At 38.1% G+C, this 24,502-nt stretch carries 17 protein-coding genes; 12 read left to right on the forward strand and 5 right to left on the reverse strand.

Annotation, left to right across the window (positions count from 1 at the left end; translation table 11 throughout):
• Position 1: 1 nt before the first annotated feature.
• Positions 2–2,146, reverse strand: a complete 2,145-nt coding sequence (locus tag IEV09_RS01405; protein WP_188366470.1) for an amino acid ABC transporter substrate-binding protein/permease — start codon at positions 2,144–2,146, stop codon at positions 2–4.
• 237 nt (positions 2,147–2,383) lie between these two features.
• Between IEV09_RS01405 and uvrB the strand changes: the two genes are divergently transcribed.
• From uvrB to IEV09_RS01440, 7 genes are all read left to right on the forward strand, one after another.
• Positions 2,384–4,372, forward strand: coding sequence for an excinuclease ABC subunit UvrB (gene uvrB, locus IEV09_RS01410; RefSeq protein WP_188366471.1), 1,989 nt, complete (start codon positions 2,384–2,386; stop codon positions 4,370–4,372).
• A gap of 12 nt (positions 4,373–4,384) precedes the next feature.
• Positions 4,385–7,210 carry an excinuclease ABC subunit UvrA gene (uvrA, locus tag IEV09_RS01415; RefSeq protein ID WP_188366472.1) on the forward strand — a complete coding sequence of 942 codons (2,826 nt, stop codon included), beginning with the start codon at positions 4,385–4,387 and terminating at the stop codon, positions 7,208–7,210.
• 180 nt (positions 7,211–7,390) lie between these two features.
• Complete coding sequence (gene rapZ, locus IEV09_RS01420; RefSeq protein ID WP_188366473.1) at positions 7,391–8,275, forward strand: RNase adapter RapZ; 885 nt, start codon at positions 7,391–7,393, stop codon at positions 8,273–8,275.
• On the forward strand, positions 8,272–9,258 hold the full coding sequence (locus IEV09_RS01425; protein ID WP_188366474.1) for a gluconeogenesis factor YvcK family protein: 987 nt from the start codon (positions 8,272–8,274) through the stop codon (positions 9,256–9,258). The genes rapZ and IEV09_RS01425 overlap by 4 nt, the downstream gene beginning before the upstream one ends.
• A 38-nt stretch (positions 9,259–9,296) precedes the next feature.
• Complete coding sequence (gene whiA / locus IEV09_RS01430; protein WP_188366475.1) at positions 9,297–10,232, forward strand: DNA-binding protein WhiA; 936 nt, start codon at positions 9,297–9,299, stop codon at positions 10,230–10,232.
• A gap of 96 nt (positions 10,233–10,328) precedes the next feature.
• Complete coding sequence (locus IEV09_RS01435) at positions 10,329–11,582, forward strand: carboxylate--amine ligase (protein ID WP_188366476.1); 1,254 nt, start codon at positions 10,329–10,331, stop codon at positions 11,580–11,582.
• 3 nt (positions 11,583–11,585) lie between these two features.
• A complete protein-coding gene (locus tag IEV09_RS01440; protein WP_188366477.1) occupies positions 11,586–12,287 on the forward strand; it encodes an amino acid racemase in 702 nt (233 codons plus the stop codon).
• Between the two features lie 40 nt (positions 12,288–12,327).
• Here IEV09_RS01440 and IEV09_RS01445 read toward each other — a convergent pair whose 3' ends face one another.
• On the reverse strand, positions 12,328–12,843 hold the full coding sequence (locus IEV09_RS01445) for a DsbA family protein (protein WP_188366478.1): 516 nt from the start codon (positions 12,841–12,843) through the stop codon (positions 12,328–12,330).
• Positions 12,844–13,065: 222 nt separating this feature from the next.
• Between IEV09_RS01445 and cdaA the strand changes: the two genes are divergently transcribed.
• The 3 genes from cdaA to glmM are packed head-to-tail and all read left to right on the forward strand — an operon-like array spanning position 13,066 to position 16,414.
• Positions 13,066–13,953, forward strand: a complete 888-nt coding sequence (gene cdaA, locus IEV09_RS01450; RefSeq protein ID WP_188366479.1) for a diadenylate cyclase CdaA — start codon at positions 13,066–13,068, stop codon at positions 13,951–13,953.
• Positions 13,953–15,023: a CdaR family protein gene (locus IEV09_RS01455; RefSeq protein ID WP_188366480.1), complete on the forward strand. Its 1,071-nt coding sequence runs from the start codon at positions 13,953–13,955 to the stop codon at positions 15,021–15,023. The genes cdaA and IEV09_RS01455 overlap by 1 nt, the downstream gene beginning before the upstream one ends.
• A gap of 35 nt (positions 15,024–15,058) precedes the next feature.
• Positions 15,059–16,414 carry a phosphoglucosamine mutase gene (gene glmM, locus IEV09_RS01460; RefSeq protein ID WP_188366481.1) on the forward strand — a complete coding sequence of 452 codons (1,356 nt, stop codon included), beginning with the start codon at positions 15,059–15,061 and terminating at the stop codon, positions 16,412–16,414.
• 62 nt (positions 16,415–16,476) lie between these two features.
• On the opposite strand, the gene IEV09_RS01465 is transcribed toward glmM, so the two are convergent.
• From IEV09_RS01465 to IEV09_RS01475, 3 genes are read right to left on the reverse strand one after another with little or no spacing between them, the layout of a single operon-like run.
• Positions 16,477–18,366 carry a PTS fructose transporter subunit IIABC gene (locus IEV09_RS01465; protein ID WP_188366482.1) on the reverse strand — a complete coding sequence of 630 codons (1,890 nt, stop codon included), beginning with the start codon at positions 18,364–18,366 and terminating at the stop codon, positions 16,477–16,479.
• The gene (pfkB, locus tag IEV09_RS01470) at positions 18,366–19,289 is read right to left on the reverse strand and encodes a 1-phosphofructokinase (RefSeq protein WP_188366483.1); all 924 of its coding nucleotides are present in this window, start codon (positions 19,287–19,289) and stop codon (positions 18,366–18,368) included. Before pfkB ends, IEV09_RS01465 begins: the two co-directional genes overlap by 1 nt.
• On the reverse strand, positions 19,286–20,041 hold the full coding sequence (locus IEV09_RS01475) for a DeoR/GlpR family DNA-binding transcription regulator (protein WP_188366484.1): 756 nt from the start codon (positions 20,039–20,041) through the stop codon (positions 19,286–19,288). The genes pfkB and IEV09_RS01475 overlap by 4 nt, the downstream gene beginning before the upstream one ends.
• 196 nt (positions 20,042–20,237) lie before the next feature.
• On the opposite strand from IEV09_RS01475, the gene pcrA reads away from it, so the two are divergent.
• On the forward strand, positions 20,238–22,484 hold the full coding sequence (gene pcrA / locus IEV09_RS01480) for a DNA helicase PcrA (RefSeq protein ID WP_188366485.1): 2,247 nt from the start codon (positions 20,238–20,240) through the stop codon (positions 22,482–22,484).
• A 22-nt stretch (positions 22,485–22,506) separates the two neighbouring features.
• Entirely contained in the window at positions 22,507–24,501 is a 1,995-nt protein-coding gene (ligA, locus tag IEV09_RS01485; RefSeq protein ID WP_188366486.1) for an NAD-dependent DNA ligase LigA, read from the forward strand.
• The last annotated feature ends 1 nt before the right edge of the window (position 24,502 follow it).

Below are 24,502 nucleotides of genomic sequence, written 5' to 3' on the forward strand. Positions count from 1 at the left end.
CTTAGTTCACCTTCTTTTCTAATGATTTGGCTAGTTTGGTTAAGGCGGTAATCAAGATTAAGTACATGATCGCAATAATTAGATAGACGTTTGTTGTTTGCATTGTACGTGCAACGATAATTTTACCAGTTTGTAATAATTCGACAATTCCAATCACAGAGATAATCGTTGTATCTTTTAAAGAAATGACGAATTGGTTAACAAATGAAGGAATCATAATTCGTATCGCTTGTGGTAAAACGATTTTTTGCATGGTACGCATATACGAAAGACCAAGACTGCGTGCTGCTTCGGTTTGACCGACAGGGACGGCATTAATCCCGCCACGTACGATTTCTGCAATATAAGCACTTGCGTTTAAGGTTAACGTAATAACTCCAGCTGTGAAGTCAGGAATCGTTAAGCCGATGGCATCGGATAAACCGAAGTAAATAAATAGAGCAAGTACCATCATCGGGATTCCGCGAATGATATCAACGTAGATAGAGGCGATGAAGCGCAACGGTTTAATTGGTGAGACACTCATTAAGCCGAAAACGATACCGACAACTAAAGCTAGACCGAAGGATACAAGAGCTAAAATGATTGTTTTACCAAGACCTTTTAATAAGACTTGATAGTTGTTTTTTAAAATACCAGTAAAGGTTGATTCGTCGACGGTACTGCTTTCTGGTTTGCCGTCATGAATATAAGTTCCAAGTACTTTTTCGTATTCGCCGGAGCGTTTCATTTCTTTTAATGCTTCATTGAACATTTCTAATAACTCTGGGTTTTGGCCTTTTTTTACAGCAAAGCCGTATTGTCCGCCAGAAATGCGCTCAAGGGGTGTTGATAATTCTTGTCCTTGTGCAATCGCGTAACCAATGACGGGATAGTCATCCATTAAAGCATCAATTGCTCCAACTCGAACGGCGTCGTATAGTTGGTCAGCTGCATCAAAGTATTTGACGGTATAGCCGTACTTTTCTTTATTGGCTTCTAAGTAATCGGCACTTTCTGTTCCGACTTTAGCGCCGACTTTTTTGCCAGATAAATCTTCGTAACTCTGAATGGTCGTATTTCCTTTTTTAACAGCAAGTTGAATCCCGCTATCAAAATAAGCGTCTGAAAAATCAAAGACTTTTTTGCGTTCTTCTGTAATCGTCATCCCAGCAATCATTGCATCTGCTTGATTCGATTCGACTGCCTGAACGGCGCCAGAAAATCCGATGTGGTTGAATTTAAGTGTAAAACCTTGAAGTTCTGCTGCTCTTTTTAGTAAGTCAACATCAATGCCAACATATTGGTTTTCACTGTTTTGGAATTCAAAAGGTGCAAAAGCCGAATCACTGGCAATCGTGTAGCTTTTCTTCAGTGGTTCAATTTTTTTCATCGTCTCATTTGTAGGGCTCTGAGTGATGTAGGTGTTCACGATTTTTTCGTATTCACCAGATGCTTTTAATTTTTTTAGGCCGGCATTGAATTTTTCTAATAATTCTTTGTTTTCGCCTTTTTTTACAGCGAAACCGTAAGAATTTCCTTTTTCTGGTTGTCCGACTAATTTAAAGGGTTCTCCTTGGTTAATTGCATAACCTAAAATCGGTGCATCATCGAAGATTGCTATTAATGCTTTGTTTTTAAGTGATCCGTAGAGACCCGTTGCATCTTCGTAAACCTTGATTTTATAGCCGTATTTTTCTTGATTTTCTTCTAGAAAAGTAGCACTCTCTGTTCCGACTTTAGCGCCGACGGTCAAGCCTTTTAAGTCGTGATAATTTGTGATGCTCGTGTCATCTTTTCGGACAGCCATCTGAATGCCGCTATCAAAATATGGGTCGGAAAAATCGAATGTCTTTCTTCGATCATCCGTAATACTCATCCCGGCAATCATTCCATCTAATTGATTCGATGTGACGCCTTGAATGGAAGAGCTGAAGCCAAGTGGCTGAAACTGAACTTCGAAATTTTGGTCATCAGCGATTGCTTTTAGTAAATCAATATCAATCCCAACGTATTCGTTGTCAGTATTTTGGAATTCAAAGGGAGCAAATGTAACATCTGTTCCAATTTGATAAACTTTCTCCTTTGCGGCTACATTTTTTGTTGTAAAAAGTAGTCCAGTCAATACTATTGATAAAAGTGAAAGTAACATTAGACCTTTTTTCATAATAAAAACCCCTCCTGTAATCAGTCTATCTTAAAATTATAGCTTATTAAATTCATAAGAATCAATCTTTTTGTTTAAAATGAGTGGAATTTAATACAGTTTATTACAATTGATGTTAGGAAATGTAACATAAAGAAAAAGTTAAAACAACTCGATTACAGATAAAAAAATAGCGAAAGTATGTTCGCTATGGTAAAATAGTAGCAGTGTGAGATTTGATAGAAAGTAGGAAATCGGATGATTGAAAGGGACATAACCCGTAAATTTAAATTGATATCTAAATATCAGCCAGCAGGCGATCAGCCACAAGCAATTCGTGAATTGATTGACGGAATTAATCAGAAACAAAAAGCGCAAGTACTACTTGGGGCCACAGGAACAGGTAAGACTTATACGATTTCAAATGTGATTCAAGCGGTGAATAAACCGACCTTGATTATTGCTCACAATAAGACACTAGCTGGTCAACTCTACGGTGAGTTTAAGGAGTTTTTCCCTGAGAATGCCGTTGAATATTTTGTTAGTTACTATGACTATTATCAACCAGAAGCCTATGTTCCTTCTAGTGATACTTATATTGAAAAAGATTCGAGCGTCAATGATGAGATTGATAAACTTCGTCACTCGGCAACATCTTCACTATTAGAGCGCAATGATGTGATTGTTGTTGCTTCTGTTTCGTGTATTTTCGGTCTAGGATCTCCTATGGAATATCAAAAACAAGTAGTTTCATTGAGAACGGATATGGAAATTTCACGGGATCGTTTATTGAAATCGTTAGTCGAAATTCAATTCGAGCGCAATGATATTGATTTTCAACGAGGACGTTTTCGGGTACGAGGAGACGTTGTAGAAATTTTTCCAGCTTCACGTGACGAACGAGCATTAAGAGTTGAATTTTTTGGAGATGAAATTGAACGTATTCGAGAAGTTGATGCGTTGACGGGTGAAATAGTTAGCGACTTGGAGCATGTGTCGATATTCCCAGCAACACACTTTATGACGGATGAGGATCATTTAGAAACAGCGATTGCGGCAATACAAGCTGAGTTAACAATGCGCTTAGGTGTTTTACGTCAAAATGATCAATTGCTAGAAGCTCAACGCTTAGAGCAACGAACAAATTACGATATTGAAATGATGCGTGAGATGGGCTATACCTCTGGGATTGAAAACTATTCGAGACATTTAGATGGCCGAAAAGAAGGTGAACCGCCTTATACATTGATTGACTTCTTCCCAAAAGATTCATTAATAGTGATTGATGAATCTCACGTGACAATGCCACAAGTTCGCGGGATGTACAATGGTGACCGTGCAAGGAAGCAAATGCTCGTTGATTATGGTTTTCGTTTACCATCTGCGCTTGATAATCGACCATTGCGCTTAGAGGAGTTTGAAAATCATGTCAACCAAATTATTTACGTTTCAGCAACACCTGGTCCTTATGAATACGAGCAAACAAATCATATCGTGCAACAGATTATTCGACCAACCGGCCTTCTAGATCCAGTAATCGAAGTTCGACCGATTATGGGACAAATTGATGATTTAGTCGGTGAAATTAATGAAAGAGTTGAAAAAAATCAACGCGTATTTATTACAACCTTAACTAAAAAAATGTCTGAAGACTTAACTGATTATTTCAAAGAATTAGGAATCAAAGTGAAATATTTACATAGTGACATTAAAACACTTGAGAGAACTGAAATTATTCGTGACTTACGTTTAGGTGAATTCGATGTATTAATTGGTATTAACTTATTACGTGAAGGAATTGATGTGCCTGAAGTCTCGCTCGTTGCGATTCTAGATGCAGATAAAGAAGGTTTCCTACGTAGTGAACGCTCGCTTGTTCAGACTATCGGTCGTGCTGCTCGAAATGCAGACGGTAAAGTTATTATGTATGCAGATAAAGTGACGGATTCCATGCAAAAAGCGATTGACGAAACACAACGTCGACGAGATATTCAAGAAGCATATAATAAAGAACATGGTATTGTGCCACAAACAATTATTAAGGAAATTCGTCAAATCATTTCGATTTCTAAAGCAGCAGAAGAATCAGGCGAAGATTTTGCGACTTCTTACAATGATTTATCAAGAGAAGAAAAAGAATTATTTATTTTAAAACTCGAGCAAGAGATGCGAGAAGCGGCTAAGACACTTGATTTTGAAAAAGCAGCAACATTAAGAGATACTATTTTAGAATTAAAAGCTCAATAAAGGAGTAAGACGATGGCAAATGACAAAATCATTATTAAGGGCGCGCGTGCCCATAATTTAAAAAATATCGATGTAAGCATTCCGCGAGATAAATTGGTGGTTATTACTGGATTATCTGGTTCGGGTAAAAGCTCGTTAGCATTTGATACACTTTATGCTGAAGGACAAAGAAGATACGTTGAAAGCTTATCTGCCTATGCAAGGCAGTTTCTAGGTCAAATGGATAAGCCGGATGTTGATAGTATTGATGGCTTGAGTCCTGCGATTTCAATTGATCAAAAAACGACGAGTAAAAACCCTCGTTCGACTGTTGGGACAGTGACAGAAATTAATGACTATATGCGTTTACTATATGCTCGAGTAGGACATCCGATTTGTCCAAATGATCATATTGAGATTACAAGCCAAACAATCGAGCAGATGGTCGATCAAGTCTTAGTGTTACCTGAGCGTAGTCGAATTCAAATCCTATCACCATTAATTAATCAAAAGCGTGGACAACACAAAAAAGTTTTTGAAAGAATTCAAAAAGAAGGCTATGTTCGTGTTCGAGTGGACGGCGAAGTTTATGATGTCAGTGAAGTACCTGAGTTAGAAAAAAATAAAAAACATGACATCGCCATTGTCGTGGATCGAATTGTTTTAAAAGAAGGCATTCGTTCACGCTTGTTTGACTCTTTAGAAAATGCGCTACGGTTAGCAGAAGGTTATGCGCTAGTTGACGTCAACGGTGAAAATGAGTTGCTGTTTAGTGAACATTACGCGTGTCCTTATTGTGGTTTTACAGTAGGAGAATTGGAGCCACGTTTGTTTTCTTTTAATGCTCCCTTTGGTGCGTGTGGTGAATGCGATGGTTTGGGTATTAAACTAGAAGTCGATATTGACTTAGTTGTGCCAGACAAAAGTAAAACACTACGACAAGGTGCATTGATTCCTTGGAATCCAATCAGTTCACAGTATTATCCGCAAATGCTTGAGCAAGCATGTGCAGAATTTAATATCGATTTAGACACACCATTTGAAGAACTGCCCGAAGAACATCAACAAATTATCTTATATGGATCAAACGGCGAATTATTCCACTTTCATTATGAAAATGATTTCGGTGGTGTGCGTGATGTCGAAGTAGCATTTGAAGGTGTGATTACGAACATTAATCGTCGTTACCATGAAACAAATAGCGATTTCACTAGAGAACAAATGCGTTTATATATGACGGAGTTGACTTGTCAAACTTGTCATGGCTATCGTTTGAATCCTCAAGCATTAGCTGTAAAAGTCAATGATAAACATATTGGTGAAGTCAGCGATTATTCGATTAATGATGTGATTTGTTTTATTGAAGGCTTACGATTATCTGAAGCAGAGACGATAATCGCTCACTCGATTGTTAAAGAGATACACGATCGTTTGAGTTTCTTGCAAAACGTGGGATTAAATTATTTAACCTTGAGTCGAGCATCCGGTAGTTTGTCCGGTGGAGAAGCTCAGCGGATTCGTTTGGCCACGCAAATTGGCTCGAACTTATCTGGTGTGCTTTATATTTTAGATGAACCATCGATTGGGTTGCATCAACGTGATAATGATCGCTTATTGGGGTCGTTAAGAAAGATGCGCGATTTGGGGAATACACTGATTGTCGTTGAACATGATGAAGATACGATGATGGCTGCGGACTATCTGATTGATATTGGTCCAGGCGCAGGTCATGCAGGTGGGGAAATTGTCGCTTGTGGAACACCGCAAGAAGTTGCGGATAATCCGAATTCGTTAACCGGACAATACTTATCAGGCAAACGTCGCATACCTGTTCCGAAAGAACGTCGCACGGGAAATGGATTGTCGATTAAAATTTCTGGCGCAACTGAAAATAACTTAAAAAACATTTCGGTTGAATTTCCATTAGGTAGTTTCATTGCTGTAACGGGTGTTTCAGGATCAGGGAAGTCCACGCTCGTCAATGATATTTTGAAAAAAGCATTGGCTCAAAAAATTAATCGTAATTCAAATAAGCCAGGTAAATTCAAAAAACTAACAGGTTATAAACATATTGAACGTTTAATTGATATCGATCAAAGTCCAATCGGGCGTACCCCTCGTAGTAATCCGGCAACTTATACAAGCGTCTTTGATGACGTGCGTGACTTATTTGCGGCGACGAACGAAGCAAAAGTTCGTGGATATAAAAAAGGCCGTTTTAGTTTCAACGTTAAAGGTGGTCGTTGTGAAGCTTGTAAAGGAGACGGTATTCTCAAAATAGAAATGCACTTCTTGCCAGATGTTTATGTTCCTTGCGAGGTCTGCGATGGCAAACGTTACAATTCAGAGACATTAGAAGTTCGTTACAAAGGAAAAAACATTGCGGATATTTTAGATTTAACAGTCGAAGATGCCGTCGTATTTTTCAAAGCGATCCCTAAAATAAATCGTAAATTACAAACGATTGTCGATGTAGGTTTAGGTTATGTTACGCTAGGGCAACCAGCAACCACATTGTCTGGTGGTGAAGCTCAGCGAATGAAGCTTGCAAGTGAGTTACACAAAAAATCACATGGTAAGAGTCTCTATATTTTAGATGAACCAACAACGGGATTGCACTCAGAAGATATTGCGAAATTACTAGTTGTCTTGGAGCGCCTTGTCGATCAGGGAAATACGGTGTTGGTAATTGAACATAATCTAGATGTCATCAAATCAGCCGATTATTTAATCGATTTAGGTCCAGAAGGTGGCGATGGTGGTGGTACGTTATTAGCAACGGGCACACCAGAAGACATTTCTCAAGTTGCAGAAAGTTATACTGGGCAATACTTGAAAAAAGTATTACAAAAAGGATAAGCAACAATAAGGCTGTGACAGTTGTCACGGCCTTATTACTTGTTCACGAATACTTTAGAACAATCAGTGTTAAAATACTGTGTTTTCTTTCATTTTTGTGTTCATTGAGGAAAAAACATAGCTATGATACGCGTGGAGTGTTACAATGACTAATAGAAAATAGAAAAAGGAATGATTGCGATGACTGAAAGTTTAGAGCTAGTCATTATTACTGGAATGAGTGGCGCTGGGAAAACAGTGGCGATTCAAAGTTTTGAAGATATGGGGTATTTCTGTATTGATAATATGCCTCCAAATTTAATTCCTAAGTTTTGGGAATTAGTAAAAGAATCTGGGAAAGTAACAAAGATTGCATTAGTCGTTGATTTACGTTCTCGTTCGTTTTTTGAAGAAATCCAAACAATGTTGATGAATATTGAAAATACAGCTTTTATTGATACAAGAATGTTGTTCTTAGACGCCTCAGATAGTGAGTTGGTTTCACGTTACAAAGAGACAAGACGTACGCACCCACTAGCGATGGACGGCTTAGTAACAGAAGGTATCCGTAAAGAACGCGCAATTTTAGAAGACTTAAAAACACAAGCTTCGATTGTAATTGATACAACGAATTTAACACCTCGACAACTACGCGAAGCGATTAATCAGGAGTTCCAAGCATCAAAGGAAAGTGGTTTCCGAATTGAAATGCTGTCCTTTGGTTTCAAATATGGTATTCCGATCGATGCTGATATTGTCATGGATGTGCGCTTTTTGCCAAATCCGCATTACATACCGGAATTACGTCCTAAAACAGGATTGGATCAACCCGTTTATGATTATGTCATGAGTTTTCCAGAGACGGAATCATTTTATCAACAATTTAACCAACTCTTGCATAGTATTGTCCCAGGTTACATTAAAGAAGGAAAAAGTAGCTTAACTGTCGCAATTGGTTGTACGGGTGGGCAACACCGTTCGGTTGCCCTGACTAAGCGTTTAACAGAATCGTTTCAAGATGAATATAAAGTGAATACGACCCATCGCGATAAAGATAAGCGGAAAGAAACGGTTAATCGCTCATGAAATTAAAGACCTATCGAATTCGTAAACCAAAGATTGTCGTCATTGGTGGCGGAACGGGCTTACCTGTTCTTTTAAAAAGTTTAAGAAACCAGGGAATGGATATAACAGCAATTGTTACAGTTGCAGACGATGGTGGAAGTAGTGGAGAGTTACGCGATTCAGTGACTTCTATGACTCCACCTGGAGATTTAAGGAACGTATTAGTCTCACTGTCAGACATGCCACAACTTTATGCCGATATTTTTCAGTATCGCTTTAAAAAAGAAGACAAATTCTTAGCTAACCATGCATTAGGTAATTTAATTATTGCGGCAATGTCTGAAATGCGAGAAAGTACGTACGAAGCCGTTCAATTATTATCAAAGATGATGCATGTCCAAGGAAAAGTCTATCCTTCTTCAGATGAGCCACTTGTGTTACACGCCGTTTTTAAAGATGGAACGAGTGTTTCTGGTGAATCAAAAATTGCGGAGCATCGAAAAACGATTGATTATGTCTATGTGACTCAAGCATGTGGAGCGGTACCCAAAGCAGCTCGTAAAGTCGTGTCTTCAATTCTAGAAGCGGATTTAATTGTTTTAGGGCCAGGAAGTTTATTTACTAGTATCTTGCCCAACCTAATGATTCCAGAAATCGGTGAGGCGTTATTGCAAACAAAAGCTGAAACCGTTTATGTTTGCAATATTATGACTCAAAAAGGTGAGACGGAGCATTTTACAGATGCCGATCATATTAAAATTTTACATGAGCATCTGAAGCAGCCGTTTATTGACACTGTTTTGGTTAATACTGAAAAAGTTCCTGAAGGATATATGGACTTTGAAGTTTACGATGAATATTTAGTCCAAGTTCGACATGATTTCAATGACTTACGCGCCCAAGGATGCCGTGTTGTATCAACTGATTTTTTAGCTTTGAGAGACGGCGGCGTGTTCCATGATGGAGATAAAGTTATTGAAGAATTGTTACGTATTGTTTATTAGCACTCTAGACGGTCATCTAGAGATAAAGGAGTGAGAAAATGTCTTTTGCATCGGAAGTAAAAAAAGAATTAACAACATTAGAAGTTCATCGTGAGCATGCAAAAGCCGAGTTAGCTGCCTTAATCCGGATGAACGGTTCATTGAGTATTCAAAATCAACAATTTATCCTGAATGTTCAAACGGAGAATGCGGCAATTGCTCGTCGAATTTATTCATTATTAAAAGATCATTACAACGTACGTAGTGAATTACTTGTACGTCGACGAATGAAATTAAAGAAAAATAACGTCTATATCGTTCGTTTGAAACAAGAAACCAAGGAAATTTTAGATGATTTAAGTATTTTTGAAGGGATGATGGTCCATAGTCATGTTTCAGACGAGATTATGGGCAATTCACAAAAGATGCGATCTTATTTAAGAGGAGCCTTTATGGCTTCTGGATCGGTCAATAATCCAGAAACGAGCCGTTATCATTTAGAAATTTATTCGACTTATGAAGAGCATAATCAAGATATTTGTGATATGCTCAATTATTACGGATTAAATGGTCGAACACTCGAACGTCGTAATGGATATATTGCTTATTTGAAAGGCGCAGAACACATCGCCGATTTTTTAACGTTAATTGGCGCGACTAATTCAATGTTAAAATTTGAAGATGTCCGTATTGTGCGTGATATGCGTAATTCAGTCAATCGCATCGTTAACTGTGAAACAGCGAATATGAACAAGATGATCGATGCAGCGTCAAAACAAATTGAGAATATCGAATTTATTGAGGCTCGCGTGGGGTTAGGTGCATTGCCTGAAAAATTACAAGAAATTGCACGATTACGACTTGAAAATCCTGAAGTAAGCTTAAAAGAGTTGGGAGAAATGGTGCCAACTGGAGTGATTTCAAAATCGGGTATTAATCATCGCATTCGTAAGATTAATGACTTTGCTGAGGAGTTACGCGAGGGTAAACATTAATTTTCATATAAAAGTGAAGAAACATTTAAAAACAATGATTTTTTATGGTAGGATGATTGAGATGGAAAAAATCTTGGAAAAAGAGAGTGTTAGAGAATGGTACAAAAGAAATTTGTCCCTATTTTATTAGGGAGTGATATGAATGTTTATGGAATGGCTAAATCATTTCATGAAGCATACGGTATTAAATCAGAAGCTCATGCTGGATTTGTTCTAGCACCAACACAAAGTAGTCAAATTGTGACGGTTCATCCAACCAAAGGATTTGATGAAGATCCTGTGTTTACGGAAACGTTACTAGAGCTGTCTCAAACTACGTACAATCAACCGGATGTAACGTATTTATTAATTCCATGTGGCGATGGCTATGCAGAGCTACTTTCAAAAAATAAAGCCGTTCTTGCGCCACATTATACGTTCATTGCGAATGACTATGAGTTATTTAAAGGATTAGTAAATAAAGTTGAATTTTATGATATTTGCGAAAAATATCAGCTACCGTATCCAAAAACACAAATAATTACGAAAGATTCAATGGTTGATGGGAAATATCAAGTAGCGCTCCCTTTTGAATTTCCGATTGCTTTGAAACCGGCTAATAGTGTCGAGTGGCTGTCAATTGATTTTGAAGGACGAAAAAAGGCATTTATTTTACACAATCGTGAAGAGTTTGACGTGATTATTGAGCGTATTTACCAAGCAGGTTACCAAAGTGAAATGATTGCACAAGATTTTATTCCTGGAGATGACAGTAACATGCGCGTCCTAAACGCATATGTGGATCATCAGCACCAAGTTCGTTTAATGGGATTGGGTCATCCATTGTTAGAAGATCCAAGTCCAGGGTCAGTCGGGAACTATGTTGTAATATTACCAGATGAAAATCAACAACTTTATCAACGAATTGAACAGTTTTTAAAGGATATTCAATACGTTGGTTTTGCGAATTTTGATTTAAAATACGACCCAAGAGATGATGAATATAAACTATTTGAAATCAACTTACGACAAGGTAGAAGTAGTTTCTTTTTAACTTTGAATGGTTTGAACTTAGCTAAGTTCATTACCGATGATCTTGTTTTCAATCGTGTATTTACTGGAACGGTTTATGGTAAGAAAGAGACAAAAGATTCGAAACTCTGGCTAGGTGTTCCAAAGAATATTTTTCTAAAATACGCAAATGAAAATGAAGAAAAAGAACGAGGCAAGCAATTATTGCAAGCTGGACGTTGGGGCACGACGATTTTTTATGAAAAAGATCATTCTTTAGGACGTTACCTAAGAATGAAATGGGCATTTTATAAATACAACGAGCGATTCAAAAAATTTTTCGAAGTGAAAGAAGGGTAATCGATGAGAGACTTTTTTAGTATTCTTGGAGGCATGGGAACTATGGCGACTGAAAGCTTTATTCATTTGCTAAACAAACGCGTCCATGCTAAAAAAGATCAAGATTATTTAAATTACGTTTTATTTAATCATGCGAGTGTGCCTGATCGAACGGCTTATATTTTAAATACCGATCAAGAGAATCCTCTTCCTTACTTGTTAGAAGATATTGCACAACAAAATTTATTGAAACCAGCATTTATTGTCTTAACGTGTAATACGGCGCACCATTTTTTTGATGATTTACAAGCAGCGACGCCGATTCCTTTATTAAATATGCCAAAAGAAGCGGTTGAAGAAGTTCTTCAAAGTGGTACAAGTGGAAAAGTGGCATTTTTTGGGACAGAGGGTAGTGTCAAAGCTGGAATCTATGAAAAAGAAATGCGTGCAGCAGGTCTTGATGTCTATCTACCACCTAAAGCATTGCAAGAAAAGATTAGTTATTTGATTTATCATGAAATTAAAGAAAATGATCGATTGAATGACCGTTTATACTTTGAAATCTTACAAGCCGCATTGGATGCTGGTTGCGAAAAAATCATTTTAGGATGTACAGAACTATCATTAATGCAAGAGCATTTTTCGGATCATCTGTATCCTGTCATTGATGCACAATCGGTTTTAGTTGATCGAACCATTGAAAAAGCACGCACATTAAGAAAATGAAGGTTAAGAAAGGAATATTCCTTTCTTAAACCTTCATTTTTTATTGATTTAAATAGCTAGATAGTGTTTCAAGCGAAATGTTTTCATCAAAGATATGCGAGTCTAAAAGAATTGTCGGTACAAATTTAATATTTGCTTGATTCGCTTCTTCGATAATTTTGTTGGTTGTATCAAGATCGTCTTGTAACGTTAAATTGAGTGTCTCTTCAGCGTAGACAGCGACGTCTTCAAGTGGCAATTGCCCCCAAGAGGTTTGTGTAGCATAGATTTTTGTGAGGTCAAGTAGCGCTTGGCGACCATCGGTTTTAGAGATATAGCGGTGCATCACGTTCCCAGAAAGCAGTGATGCCTTTTCCTTATCAAAAAGCTTAATGACACGCTGTAATTTCCCACTATCGACTGCTTCCGATAAAATTTCGGCAGAATTTTCAAACCATTTCTTACAATAAGGACAGCGAACATTCATAAATTCAACTGTTTGTTTTGGTGCATGTTCTCCAATGAAAATACCTGTTTCAGCAGTGACAGATTCTGCCTTAATAATTGAAATATCCATTTTACTGACTCCTTTAAAAGAACGCTTATTTTTGTTTCACTTATTACTATAACAAAATTATCTAAAACTAGTAAGTCCGAAACAGACAATCGGATGAGTAGAGCATTATTCTTTAGAAAAAAAGTGAGAATGGACTGAAAATTTCATATTTTTCAAAACGAGTGCTTTAAGCTATGTTATAATTAAAGTTGTTAAAATATGAAAAAAGGGAGGTATGCGGATGTGAGTAATATAGGTGAATGGTTTCGACTAGAATATTGGTTGCAGTTTTTTTCGTGGGATATGTTTACAAGCTCGCTTTTTATTAATATTTTAGATGTGCTTGTTGTTTGGTTTATGATCTATAAATTGATTCAATTATTACGAAAAACAAAAGCTTTGCAATTATTCAAGGGAGTTGCTGTTTTTGTAGCAATTCGATTCTTTTCAGAAATTATCGGTCTACATACACTTTCATGGTTAATGGACCAGATTATTGTTTATGGTGTGATTGCAGGTATCGTTATTTTCCAACCTGAAATCCGTCGCGGATTAGAACATTTAGGGCGTACTACATTGCTCAGTTCTGAAAAAAATAAAATAAATCAAGATGAGGCAATGGTAACAGCGCTAGACAAAGCATTACAATACATGTCTAAGCGGAAAATTGGTGCGCTGATTACAATTGAGAACAACACATCGCTCGAAGAATACATCGAAACGGGTATTCGTTTAGACGCTGATTTATCAGAAGAATTACTAATTAACATTTTTATTCCAAACACTCCCTTACATGACGGTGCAGTTATTATTCGAGACGGAAAAATTGCTGTAGCCAGTGCCTACTTGCCATTGTCGGATAGTTTGTTAATTCCAAAACATTTTGGAACGAGACACCGTGCGGCTGTAGGAATTGCCGAAGTGACGGATTCTCTGACTTTAATTGTTTCAGAAGAAACGGGAGAAATCAGTATTGCGCATCAAAACCATTTGTATTCCAATTTAACTTCAGAAGAGTATGTTGAAATGCTAAATCAAAACCTCATTCCAGAAGTTAAAGACCCAGAAAAAAAGAATATATTTGTGACGCTATGGAAAGAAATCAATCGATTGACGCGAGGTGACCGATAATGTTTACAAGAAATCGAGTGACAAATGTAATGTATGCATTATTATCGTTAGTCTTTAGTTTGATTCTATTTTTTAGTACAAAAAGTTCAAACTTTACTGCGGGTATTTTGTCGCCAAATCGCTTTGAAGAAACCATTCAAGCCGTTGTGATCCAACCAAACTACGATGCTGACAAGTATTTTATTCAAGGTTATGAACCAACAGTGACGGTTCGTTTGAGTAGTTTAAATCGCATTCTTTTAAATGGCGAAATTAATGAGGAAACGAGAACTTTTCGAGTAGTGGCTGATTTGACTCAGCTAGAAGAAGGAACGCATGTTGTGCCTTTAAAAGTTCAAAACTTGATTAGTGGTGTCGAGGCCTCGATTGAGCCGACAAGTATTACGGTCACGATTGAACGACTTGAAACGAAGACTTTTCCAGTCGAAGTTAATATTTCCAATCAAAATTTAGCAGAAGGTTACCAATTGACAGGTGCAAAAGTTAATCCAGCTGAAGTTGAAGTGAGAACAGGTCATGAAAGCATGCTAGAAATCGCTCAAGTGGTTGCTAATCTTGATTCATTAGAGGGGATTAATCAAAACTTATCAAAAGAAATACCAATTTATGCCGTAGATAAGAATGGTGAAATTTTAAATACCATCCTCTCGCCAGAAAAAGTACTCGTTACATTAGAAATAAAAGCACCGCAAAAAGAAGTGCCATTGACGGTTGAGCAAACAGGCACGTTACCACAGGGGATTTCACATTTTGAAATTCGTTTAAGTCAGCAGACGGCGGTCTTGATTGGTTCGCTTGATTTATTAGCTAACTATCAAAGTTTAAGTGTGCCGATTGATATTTCGAAGATTAAAGAATATACTGAGCGCTCAGTTACTCTAAGCGCAAGTGAAGGAGTCTTCGTTCATCCTCAACAAGTACTGTTAACAATCACACCGGTACCAATTGTGATGAAGGAAAGTTCTGAAGATTCAAAAGAGACATCCGAAGAATCAAAAGAAACAATCAATAGTGAGACACAGACTCAAGAAAGCAACACAACGGATCAAACATCCGAAACAAGTAATTAATAGAAACGATTAGTAGACAAGGAGATAAAATAACTATGGGTAAATATTTTGGAACAGATGGTGTTCGTGGTGAAGCCAATAAAGAACTAACACCAGAATTAGCATTTAAATTAGGTCGCTATGGTGGTTATGTTTTAAGCCAACACGAGACAGGCTCTCAACGTCCACGTGTACTTGTTGGCCGAGACACTCGAATTTCTGGGGAAATGCTAGAAAGCGCGTTGATTGCTGGTTTACTATCTGTTGGTATCGAAGTCCTACAATTAGGCGTGATTGCAACACCAGGTGTTTCTTATTTAACGCGTACACAAAAAGCGAGTGCGGGTGTAATGATTTCAGCTTCACATAATCCTGCTGAAGACAATGGGATTAAATTCTTTGGTAATGATGGATTTAAATTAGTTGATGAACAAGAATTAGAAATTGAAGCGTTGCTAGACGCAGAAGAAGACGTATTACCACGTCCGTCAGCTCAAGGTTTGGGAACAGTCGGTGAGTTTCCAGAAGGATTATTAAAATATTCTAAATTCTTAGAGCAAACGATTAATGGCGATTTGTCAGGAATCAAGGTCTGTATTGACGGTGCCCATGGTGCGACTTCAACATTGGTTCATCGATTATTTGCTGATTTAGAAACAGATTTCTTTACAATGGGTACCTCACCAAATGGATTAAATATTAATGATGGTGTCGGATCGACTCATCCAGAGAAATTAGCTGAGTTTGTCGTTGAAAAACAAGCAGATGTAGGCCTAGCGTTTGATGGCGATGGTGATCGAATTATTGCAGTTGATGAACTAGGAAATATCGTCGATGGTGATAAAATCATGTATATTTGTGCGAAATATCTAGCCCAACATAAACGTTTGAAAAAAGATACAATCGTTACAACTGTGATGAGTAATCTAGGTTTCCGTAAAGCAGTCGAAGAAGCGGGAATGAAAGATGTGATCACCCAAGTTGGTGACCGTTATGTTGTGGAAGAGATGCGTAAAAACGACTATAACTTTGGTGGCGAGCAGTCTGGTCATATGATTTTCCTAGACTTTAATACAACTGGGGATGGGATGTTGTCCGGTATCCAACTATTAAATGTCATGAAACAAACAGGGAAGAAATTATCAGAATTAGCAGCAGAAGTAACGATTTATCCGCAAAAACTCGTTAATATTCGAGTGTCAAATAAAAATGGTGCGATGGATGTTCCAGCAATTAAAGCAGTCATCGAAGAAGCGGAGTTAGAAATGGGCGGGAATGGGCGTATCTTAGTCCGTCCATCCGGAACAGAACCATTATTGCGTGTGATGGCTGAAGCGCCAACTGATGAGTTGGTTGAATATTATGTCGAGAAAATTTCGGCAGTCGTTCGGGAAGAAATCGGCTTAGATTAATGAAATAACAATAAAAAATCCCACCGTTGGCAGAAGCGAAATAGCCAACGGTGGGATTTTGTTTATTTTGATTGTTGTTTTAATACACCCAAAAGGATACCAGAAACGAGTGCACCAACTAAAATAAACAATAAATACATGAATGGGTTGCTAAGTAAGAAAATAACAAAGACGCCACCATGTGGTGCCAATAATTTAATACTAAATGCCCCGACGAGACCACCAGCAAGTCCTGCACCTACCATAAAACTAGGGATAGCGCGTAAGGGATCTGCGGCTGCAAAAGGAATCGCTCCTTCAGTTACGAAAGATAGTCCCATGACAATGTTTGTTAAGCCAGCTTCTCGTTCTTGTTGAGTGAATTTGTTTTTAAACAGTCGTGTGGCAATAAAAATTGCCAATGGAGGCACCATGCCGGCCGCCATCACAGAAGCCATAACGACGCTTCCTCCTGTAGCTACAGTTGAAGCTAAAGTACCAGTACCAAAGACATAGGCGGCTTTATTAATCGGCCCTCCAAGGTCAGCAGCCATCATGACTCCTAAAATGATTCCTAGTAACGCAGCATTTGTACCATCCATGCTTAACAAGAAATTATTTAAGGCATCATTAATTAATTTCATCGGTACATTAATTAGTAACATTAACAGTCCGGTTATTAATAAGCCGAAAACTGGATAAAATAAAATCGTCTTAATACCGTCAAGGGATTTTGGCAAAGAGCGTAAGATCTTTCTTAAGAAGAGAACGACATAACCTGCCAGAAAACCACCAACGAGAGCGCCGAGGAAACCAGCACCACCACTACTAGCTAAAGCGCCAGCAGCAAAACCAGCCACTAGACCAGGACGATCACCAATACTCATGGCAATGAAACCGGCTAATACAGGAAGCATAAAGCTAAACGCGGCGCCACCGATTTGGTTGAACCAGGCCGCTTGAATATTATAGCTACCTAGTTGATCTAAAGAATCAACAGGGACACCGATAAATTGATCAATCATAAAGGACAGAGCAATTAAAATCCCACCAGCAATCACAAAAGGTAGCATATGGGAAACGCCATTCATTAAGTTCTTATAGATTTCTTGCCCAAAAGAACCACTTTTTTGTGTTTCTTCTAGTGTAGCTGATGCATCACCATGGTAAATCGGTGCGGAACCAGACAGGGCTTCGTTAATTAAACTCTCTGTTTTACGAATACCATCACTAACGGGTCGATTCAGTAAAGGTTTTCCATCGAAACGATTCATCTCGATTTTCTTATCAGCTGCGACAATTACGGCTGTTGCTCTTTTAATGTCGTTAGGTGTTAGTTTGTTTTTAACCCCTTCAGAACCGTTTGTTTCGACTTTGATTTCAACGCCCATTTCGTTGGCTTTACGTTTGAGCGCGTCAGCCGCCATAAAAGTGTGCGCAATACCCGTCGGACACGCAGTAACTGCGACTAAGAAAGGGCGATTAAGGTTTTCGTTTTCTTCATTTTCAGGTTCTTGTTCTTTTCCAATTTGATTAAAAAGTTCGAAAACTTCTTCAGGAGTTTGGACGTTTTTCAATTGATTCACAAATACCGGATCAATTAAGCGTCCAGAAAGAGCAGCCAAAGCTTGTAAATGTGTTTGATTTGCCCCCTCGGGAGCTGCAATCATAAAAAATAAAAAGGTCGGTTGTCCGTCCAAAGCTTCGTAATCAATCCCGTTTTGACTTTTAGCAAATAAAACAGTCGCTTGTTTTACTGAGGCGTTTTTAGCGTGAGGCATCGCAATTCCATCACCAAGGCCGGTGGATGTTTGTTCTTCGCGGGCAATGATTCCAACTTTGAATGCTGCTCGGTCGCTGATTGCTCCGATGTCGTAAAGTCGTTCAACCATTTCATCAATAGCTGTTATTTTATCACTTGCTTTTAAATCCATAATCATGGCATCTTGTCGCAACAAGTCTGTGATTTCCATTATATTTCCTCCTCAATTTTGGTGATTTTAACTTCTGGTAGCAAAGCTAATATCAATTCTTTTTGTGCTAAATCATCTGAAAAAGCAGTTGCACTACCGCAAGCAACACCCCAACGAAAGGCTTCTACTGGATCATGGTTAAGTGAATATTGACCCACGAAACCAGCGATCATAGAATCACCTGCGCCGACAGAGTTTTTTAAAGGTCTTTTAATTGCATCTGCTTGATAAACCCCTTCTTTAGTAAAGAGCAGAGCGCCGTCGCCAGCCATTGAGATAATAACGTGCTCAGGACCATCTTCTAAAAGTTTTTTTCCGTAATGAAGCAAATCACTAAAGCTTGAAATGTTTGTTTGATATAAATCAGCGAGTTCATCATTGTTAGGTTTAATCAAGAGTGGCTTATAGGGAAGGGCATTTAACAAATCATCACCAGTTGTATCAATAACAAAGTGCGCATTTTTCTCTTGAATCTGCGTAATGAGCTGTTGATAAAAGTCTTTCGGCAAGCTGTTGGGACGATTCCCGGCTAAAACAACGGTATCGTTAGTTGTGAGTGAATCGAAAGTTTTTAAGAAGTCTTTTATCTCGGCGGGAGAAATCGTCGGACCCGAACCATTAATTTCTGTTTCAGTATCAGATTTTAATTTAATGTTGATGCGGCTATCTTTTGTGATTTTAGTGAAGTTAGTCATAATTTTTTCTTGTTGTAAAGCGGACTGAATAAAGTCTCCGGTAAAGCCACCGAGAAAACCTAAGGCAGTCGTAGGAATGTCCAAGCTCTCTAGGATTCTGGAAACGTTGATTCCTTTGCCTCCAGGAAATTTAAATTCTTTGTTTGTTCGATTAATTTGTCCCAGTTCAACTTGTTCGACATGGACAACATAATCAATCGAAGGATTAAGGGTTACTGTATAAATCATTGGTTAACCTCCGTGATATTTGTTATTTTTTGGATCTTAGATAAAATGTCAACAGGACAATTGTCTGTTAGGATGTGCGCGTTGACTAGTGGTAACACTTGGGAGAAGCTACGTTCTTTAAATTTTGAATGATCGGCTAAAACAAATGTTTTTTGACTTTGGTTAGCTGCTGTTTTTTTCAAGAAAGCTTCCTCTGGATCGGGCGTGGTGAAACCAGATTGAACATCGATGCCATTGATTCCAAGAAAGGCTTTATCGAAATAAAGTTGTTGTAATTGTTGGACAGCAGTTGAACCCAAAATAGCATCAGTGCGCATTTTTAATGAACCGCCTAGAATAATCGTCGGAATTTGTGCGTCTAACAAATGGATAGCGTGTGTGACAGAGTTTGTAACAACCGTCAAATCATAATCTTTTGGTAAGAGGGAAATCATTTCAAGGGTTGTCGACCCAGCATCGAGATAAATCATATCGTTTCGTTGGAGTTTTGTGACGGCTAATTGAGCGATAGCCTTTTTTTCTAAATGACGCTGTGTTTTTTTTTCATTCATTGAAGGTTCGTAGTTTAACTGTTGCTTTTTCTTGGCGCCCCCATGCACACGAATTAACAAACCGCGATCTTCTAAAGTTTGTAAATCTCGACGAATGGTTGACTCGGAAGTGCCGAGCGAGCGAGTTATTTCATGGATGGTAATTGTTTGGTTTGTTTCTAAAAATGATAAAATAAATTGATAACGCTCTTCTGTAAGCATTTACATCACTCCTTGTCTATGAATATATCATATTCCATTTATTGAATCAATCGAAATCAGTCAAAAACAACCAGAAACAATCACTCGAAATGAAAGGATTTAGAAAAGAATCGATTTTTGTTACTTGTTCCCTTTGATGACAAATCAGGAGGTGCTATAATTGAAGAGATGAAAAAAGAAAGGATGTTTGAATTTTATGTCATCCAAGCATGTACTATTAAATGGAATGAACGAACGACAACAAGAAGCGGTGCAACTAACACAAGGTCCGCTACTATTAATGGCTGGTGCCGGAAGTGGAAAAACCCGTGTGTTGACACATCGAATTGCATATCTCATTCAAGAGAAAATGATTAATCCATGGAATATTTTAGCGATTACCTTTACGAATAAGGCCGCTAAAGAAATGAAAGAGCGTGTAGTCCAATTATTAGGCTCTCAAGGTGAGGATGTTTGGGTATCAACGTTCCACTCAATGTGTGTTCGAATTTTACGTAGAGACATTGACAAAATTGGCTATTCTCAAAATTTCACGATTTTAGATTCTTCAGAACAGTTATCAGTTATGAAACGAATCATTAAGGAGCTAAATTTAGATCCTAAAAAATATGATGCTCGAGGTATTTTAGCGACGATTTCAAATGCGAAAAATGACATCGTCACACCCAAAAAGTATGAAACCCAAAAAGGTGATTATTATCAACAAATCGTAGCAAAATGTTATACTCGTTACCAAAAGGAATTGCAACGAAATCAATGCATGGATTTTGATGATTTGATAATGAATACCATTCGATTATTCGAAGAAGCGCCAGAAGTTTTAAGTTTCTATCAAGCGAAATTTCAATACATCCATGTTGATGAATATCAAGATACGAACCATGCGCAGTATACGTTAGTTAATTTGTTAGCGGATCGTTTCAAAAATCTTTGTGTCGTTGGTGATGCGGATCAAAGTATTTATGGTTGGCGTGGTGCAGATATGCAAAACATCTTAGATTTTGAAAAAGATTACCCTGAGGCAAAGGTCATTTTGCTTGAGCAAAACTATCGTTCAACACAAACAATCCTAGAAGCTGCGAACCAGGTCATTCAAAATAATCACAACCGTCATGAAAAAAAATTATGGACCGATAATCCTGCAGGAAAAGCGATTACGTATTATCGCGGTCAGAGTGAACGAGAAGAAGGTCAATTTATTGTCAATCAAATCGGTCAAGGAATTCGTGAAGAGAATCGTAAATATAGTGATTTCGCCGTTTTATATCGAACCAATGCCCAATCACGTGCAATTGAAGATGCCCTTTTAAAGGCTAATATCCCTTATAAGATGGTCGGAGGACACAAATTCTATGATCGTAAAGAGATTAAAGATTTACTAGCTTATTTAAACGCGATTGCCAACCCAAGTGATTCGATTAGTCTTGAACGAATCATTAATGTACCCAAACGGGGTGTTGGACCAACTTCTTTAAATAAGTTGCATCAGTTTGCCAATATTCATGATTGGTCGCTATTAGAAACGGCCCAAAATGCTGATTTAGCAAATATCTCTGGTAAAGCAGGGGCAGAATTAAAAACTTTTGGCAAGATGATGATGGATTTCACGCAGATGATACCTTATTTAAGTGTGACTGAATTGACAGAACAAGTACTTGAAAAAAGTGGATACATCAACGAATTACGTATTCAAAATACGTTAGAATCACAAGCTAGAATTGAAAACTTAGAAGAATTCTTAACAGTTACTCAAGAATTTGATAAGCAATACAAAGCGAATGCCGAAAATGAAGAAGGTGAAACGACACCAGAAGAACGTTTAATTATTTTCTTGAATGATTTAGCGCTACTTTCCGATGTCGATTCCTACGAAGAAGAAAGTACCCAAGTGACATTAATGACTTTACATGCGGCTAAAGGGCTAGAGTTCCCAATCGTCTTTTTAGTTGGTATGGAAGAAAATGTCTTTCCGTCCTCACGCTCATTAATAGAAGATAAAGACGTTGAGGAAGAGCGTCGCTTAGCATATGTTGGAATTACGCGTGCAGAAGAAAAGCTCTATCTGACGAATGCCTTTTCACGCATGCTCTATGGTCGTAGTCAATACAATCGACCGTCACGATTTATTAGTGAAATTAACCAAACCTTGCTAGAGGAGACCTCGAGTCGTCCGGCAGCTACTACGCAAGGCTACAGCAAACCGCAAGTCTTAAAACCTGTCTATCATCAACCAACTAAGGCAACCGTTTCAAGTAAGAAAATGACGGGTGCTCACACAAGCGATTGGTCGATTGGTGATAAGGTCAATCATAAAAAATGGGGACAAGGGACCGTGGTTAAGATGATTAGTGAAGGACAAGATACGGAGTTATTTATTGCTTTTCCTCAACAAGGTGTCAAGCGCTTATTAGCTGCCTTTGCACCGATTGAAAAAATAGAATAAAAGTACAAATAGGAGGGTCTTTATGGAAGCACAACAAAGAATGAAAGAGCTGGTAGAAGAATTAAATCAATATGCTCACGAATATTATGTAAAAGACCAGCCAACCATTGAAGATTTTGTTTATGATCGATTATACGCTGAACTTGTAGCGTTAGAAGAGCAATATCCGATGCTAATTGCGAGTGATTCACCGACTCAGCGTGTCGGTGGAATTATTTCACCAGGCTTTGAAAAAGTGAATCATGAAATTCCGTTATTTAGCTTAAATGATGCGTTTAGTGAAGCGGACTTGATTGCTTTTAATCAACGGGTTGAAAAAGCTTTAGGAAAAGAAGTCTCCTATACATGTGAATTGAAAATTGATGGACTTTCGATTTCCTTACGTTATGAAGAAGGAAAACTTGTTCGCGGAGCGACACGAGGGGATGGAACGATTGGTGAAGATATCACCGTAAACGTAAAAACGATTCGTTCTATTCCGTTGCAATTGACTCATCCTTACTCAATGGAAGTTCGTGGTGAGTGTTATATGCCAAAGCAATCGTTCATTCAATTAAACAAGGAGCGAGAGGAAGCGGGACAAGATGTTTTTGCTAATCCAAGAAATGCCGCGGCGGGAAGTGTACGCCAGTTGGATTCAAGTGTAACAGCCAAACGAAATTTAAGTAGCTTTTTATATACCGTAGCCGATGCGGGTACGTTACATGTGACGAATCAAGCGGATGCATTAATGGAATTAGACGAATTGGGCTTTAAAATCAATCGTGAGCATCGTTTATGTCAAAATATGAGTGAAGTTTGGGAATACATTCAGGAATATCATCAAAAACGTAGTGAATTACCTTATGAAATTGATGGTGTTGTGATTAAAGTGAATGATTTTGCCCAACAAGAGGCTTTAGGATTTACTGTTCGTGCGCCAAGATGGGCTATTGCTTATAAATTTCCCCCAGAAGAAGTTGAAACAACAATCGAAGATATTGAATGGACGATTGGACGAACAGGTGTTGTGACACCGACAGCAGTGATGACGCCTGTAAAAGTGGCGGGAACAACGGTTGCACGCGCGAGTTTACATAACCGTGATTTCATTGAGGCAAAAGATATTCGTTTAAACGATCAGGTGATTATTTATAAAGCGGGGGATATTATTCCAGAAGTTGCGTATGTGATAAAGGATAAACGTCCCGAAAGTAGTGTGCCTTATGAGATACCAACGCATTGCCCTGTCTGCGATAGTGAACTCGTTCATTTAGAAGAAGAAGTTGCTTTACGTTGTATTAATCCTAAGTGTCCAGCTCAAATGAAAGAAGGACTGAATCATTTTGTTTCACGAAATGCGATGAATATTGATGGTTTAGGACCAAAAGTTTTAGCACAGTTGTTTGACAAAGGCTTTGTCAAAGATGTTGCTGATTTGTACTTGCTTACCGAAGCGGATTTTTTAAATTTAGATAAAATCAAAGAAAAATCAGCAAATAATTTTTTAACAGCGATTCAAAATAGTAAGACGAATTCAGCAGAGCGCTTATTATTTGGTTTAGGTATTCGTCATGTAGGTGCCAAAGCAGCCAAAATATTACTCGAGCATTTCGGAGATATTCCGACTTTAAGTTTGGCTACTAAAGAAGAAATCTCAAGTATTTTCTCAATTGGAGAGACGATTGCTGACAGTGTGGTAAATTACTTTGACAACAAAGAAGTTCAGGAATTGCTCGTTGAATTTCAAACAGCTGGTGTGAATTTGACTTATTTAGGCAAAACATCTGTAGAGCTTTCAGAAGTAACATCGATTTTCAAAGATAAGACCGTTGTTTTGACAGGGAAGTTGACCCACTTTAACCGCGATGAGGCGAAAGCTATCATTGAAAATCAAGGTGGAAAAATAACGGGGAGCGTTTCGAAGAAAACCGATTTAGTGATTGCCGGAGAAGAGGCAGGAAGTAAATTAACCAAGGCCCAAAGTCTAGGTATTGAGATTTGGACGGAGGCACAATTCGTTACCGCAGTAGAATAGA

It is taken from the genome of Enterococcus alcedinis, assembly GCF_014635985.1.
In the GTDB taxonomy this organism is placed as follows: domain Bacteria; phylum Bacillota; class Bacilli; order Lactobacillales; family Enterococcaceae; genus Enterococcus_I; species Enterococcus_I alcedinis.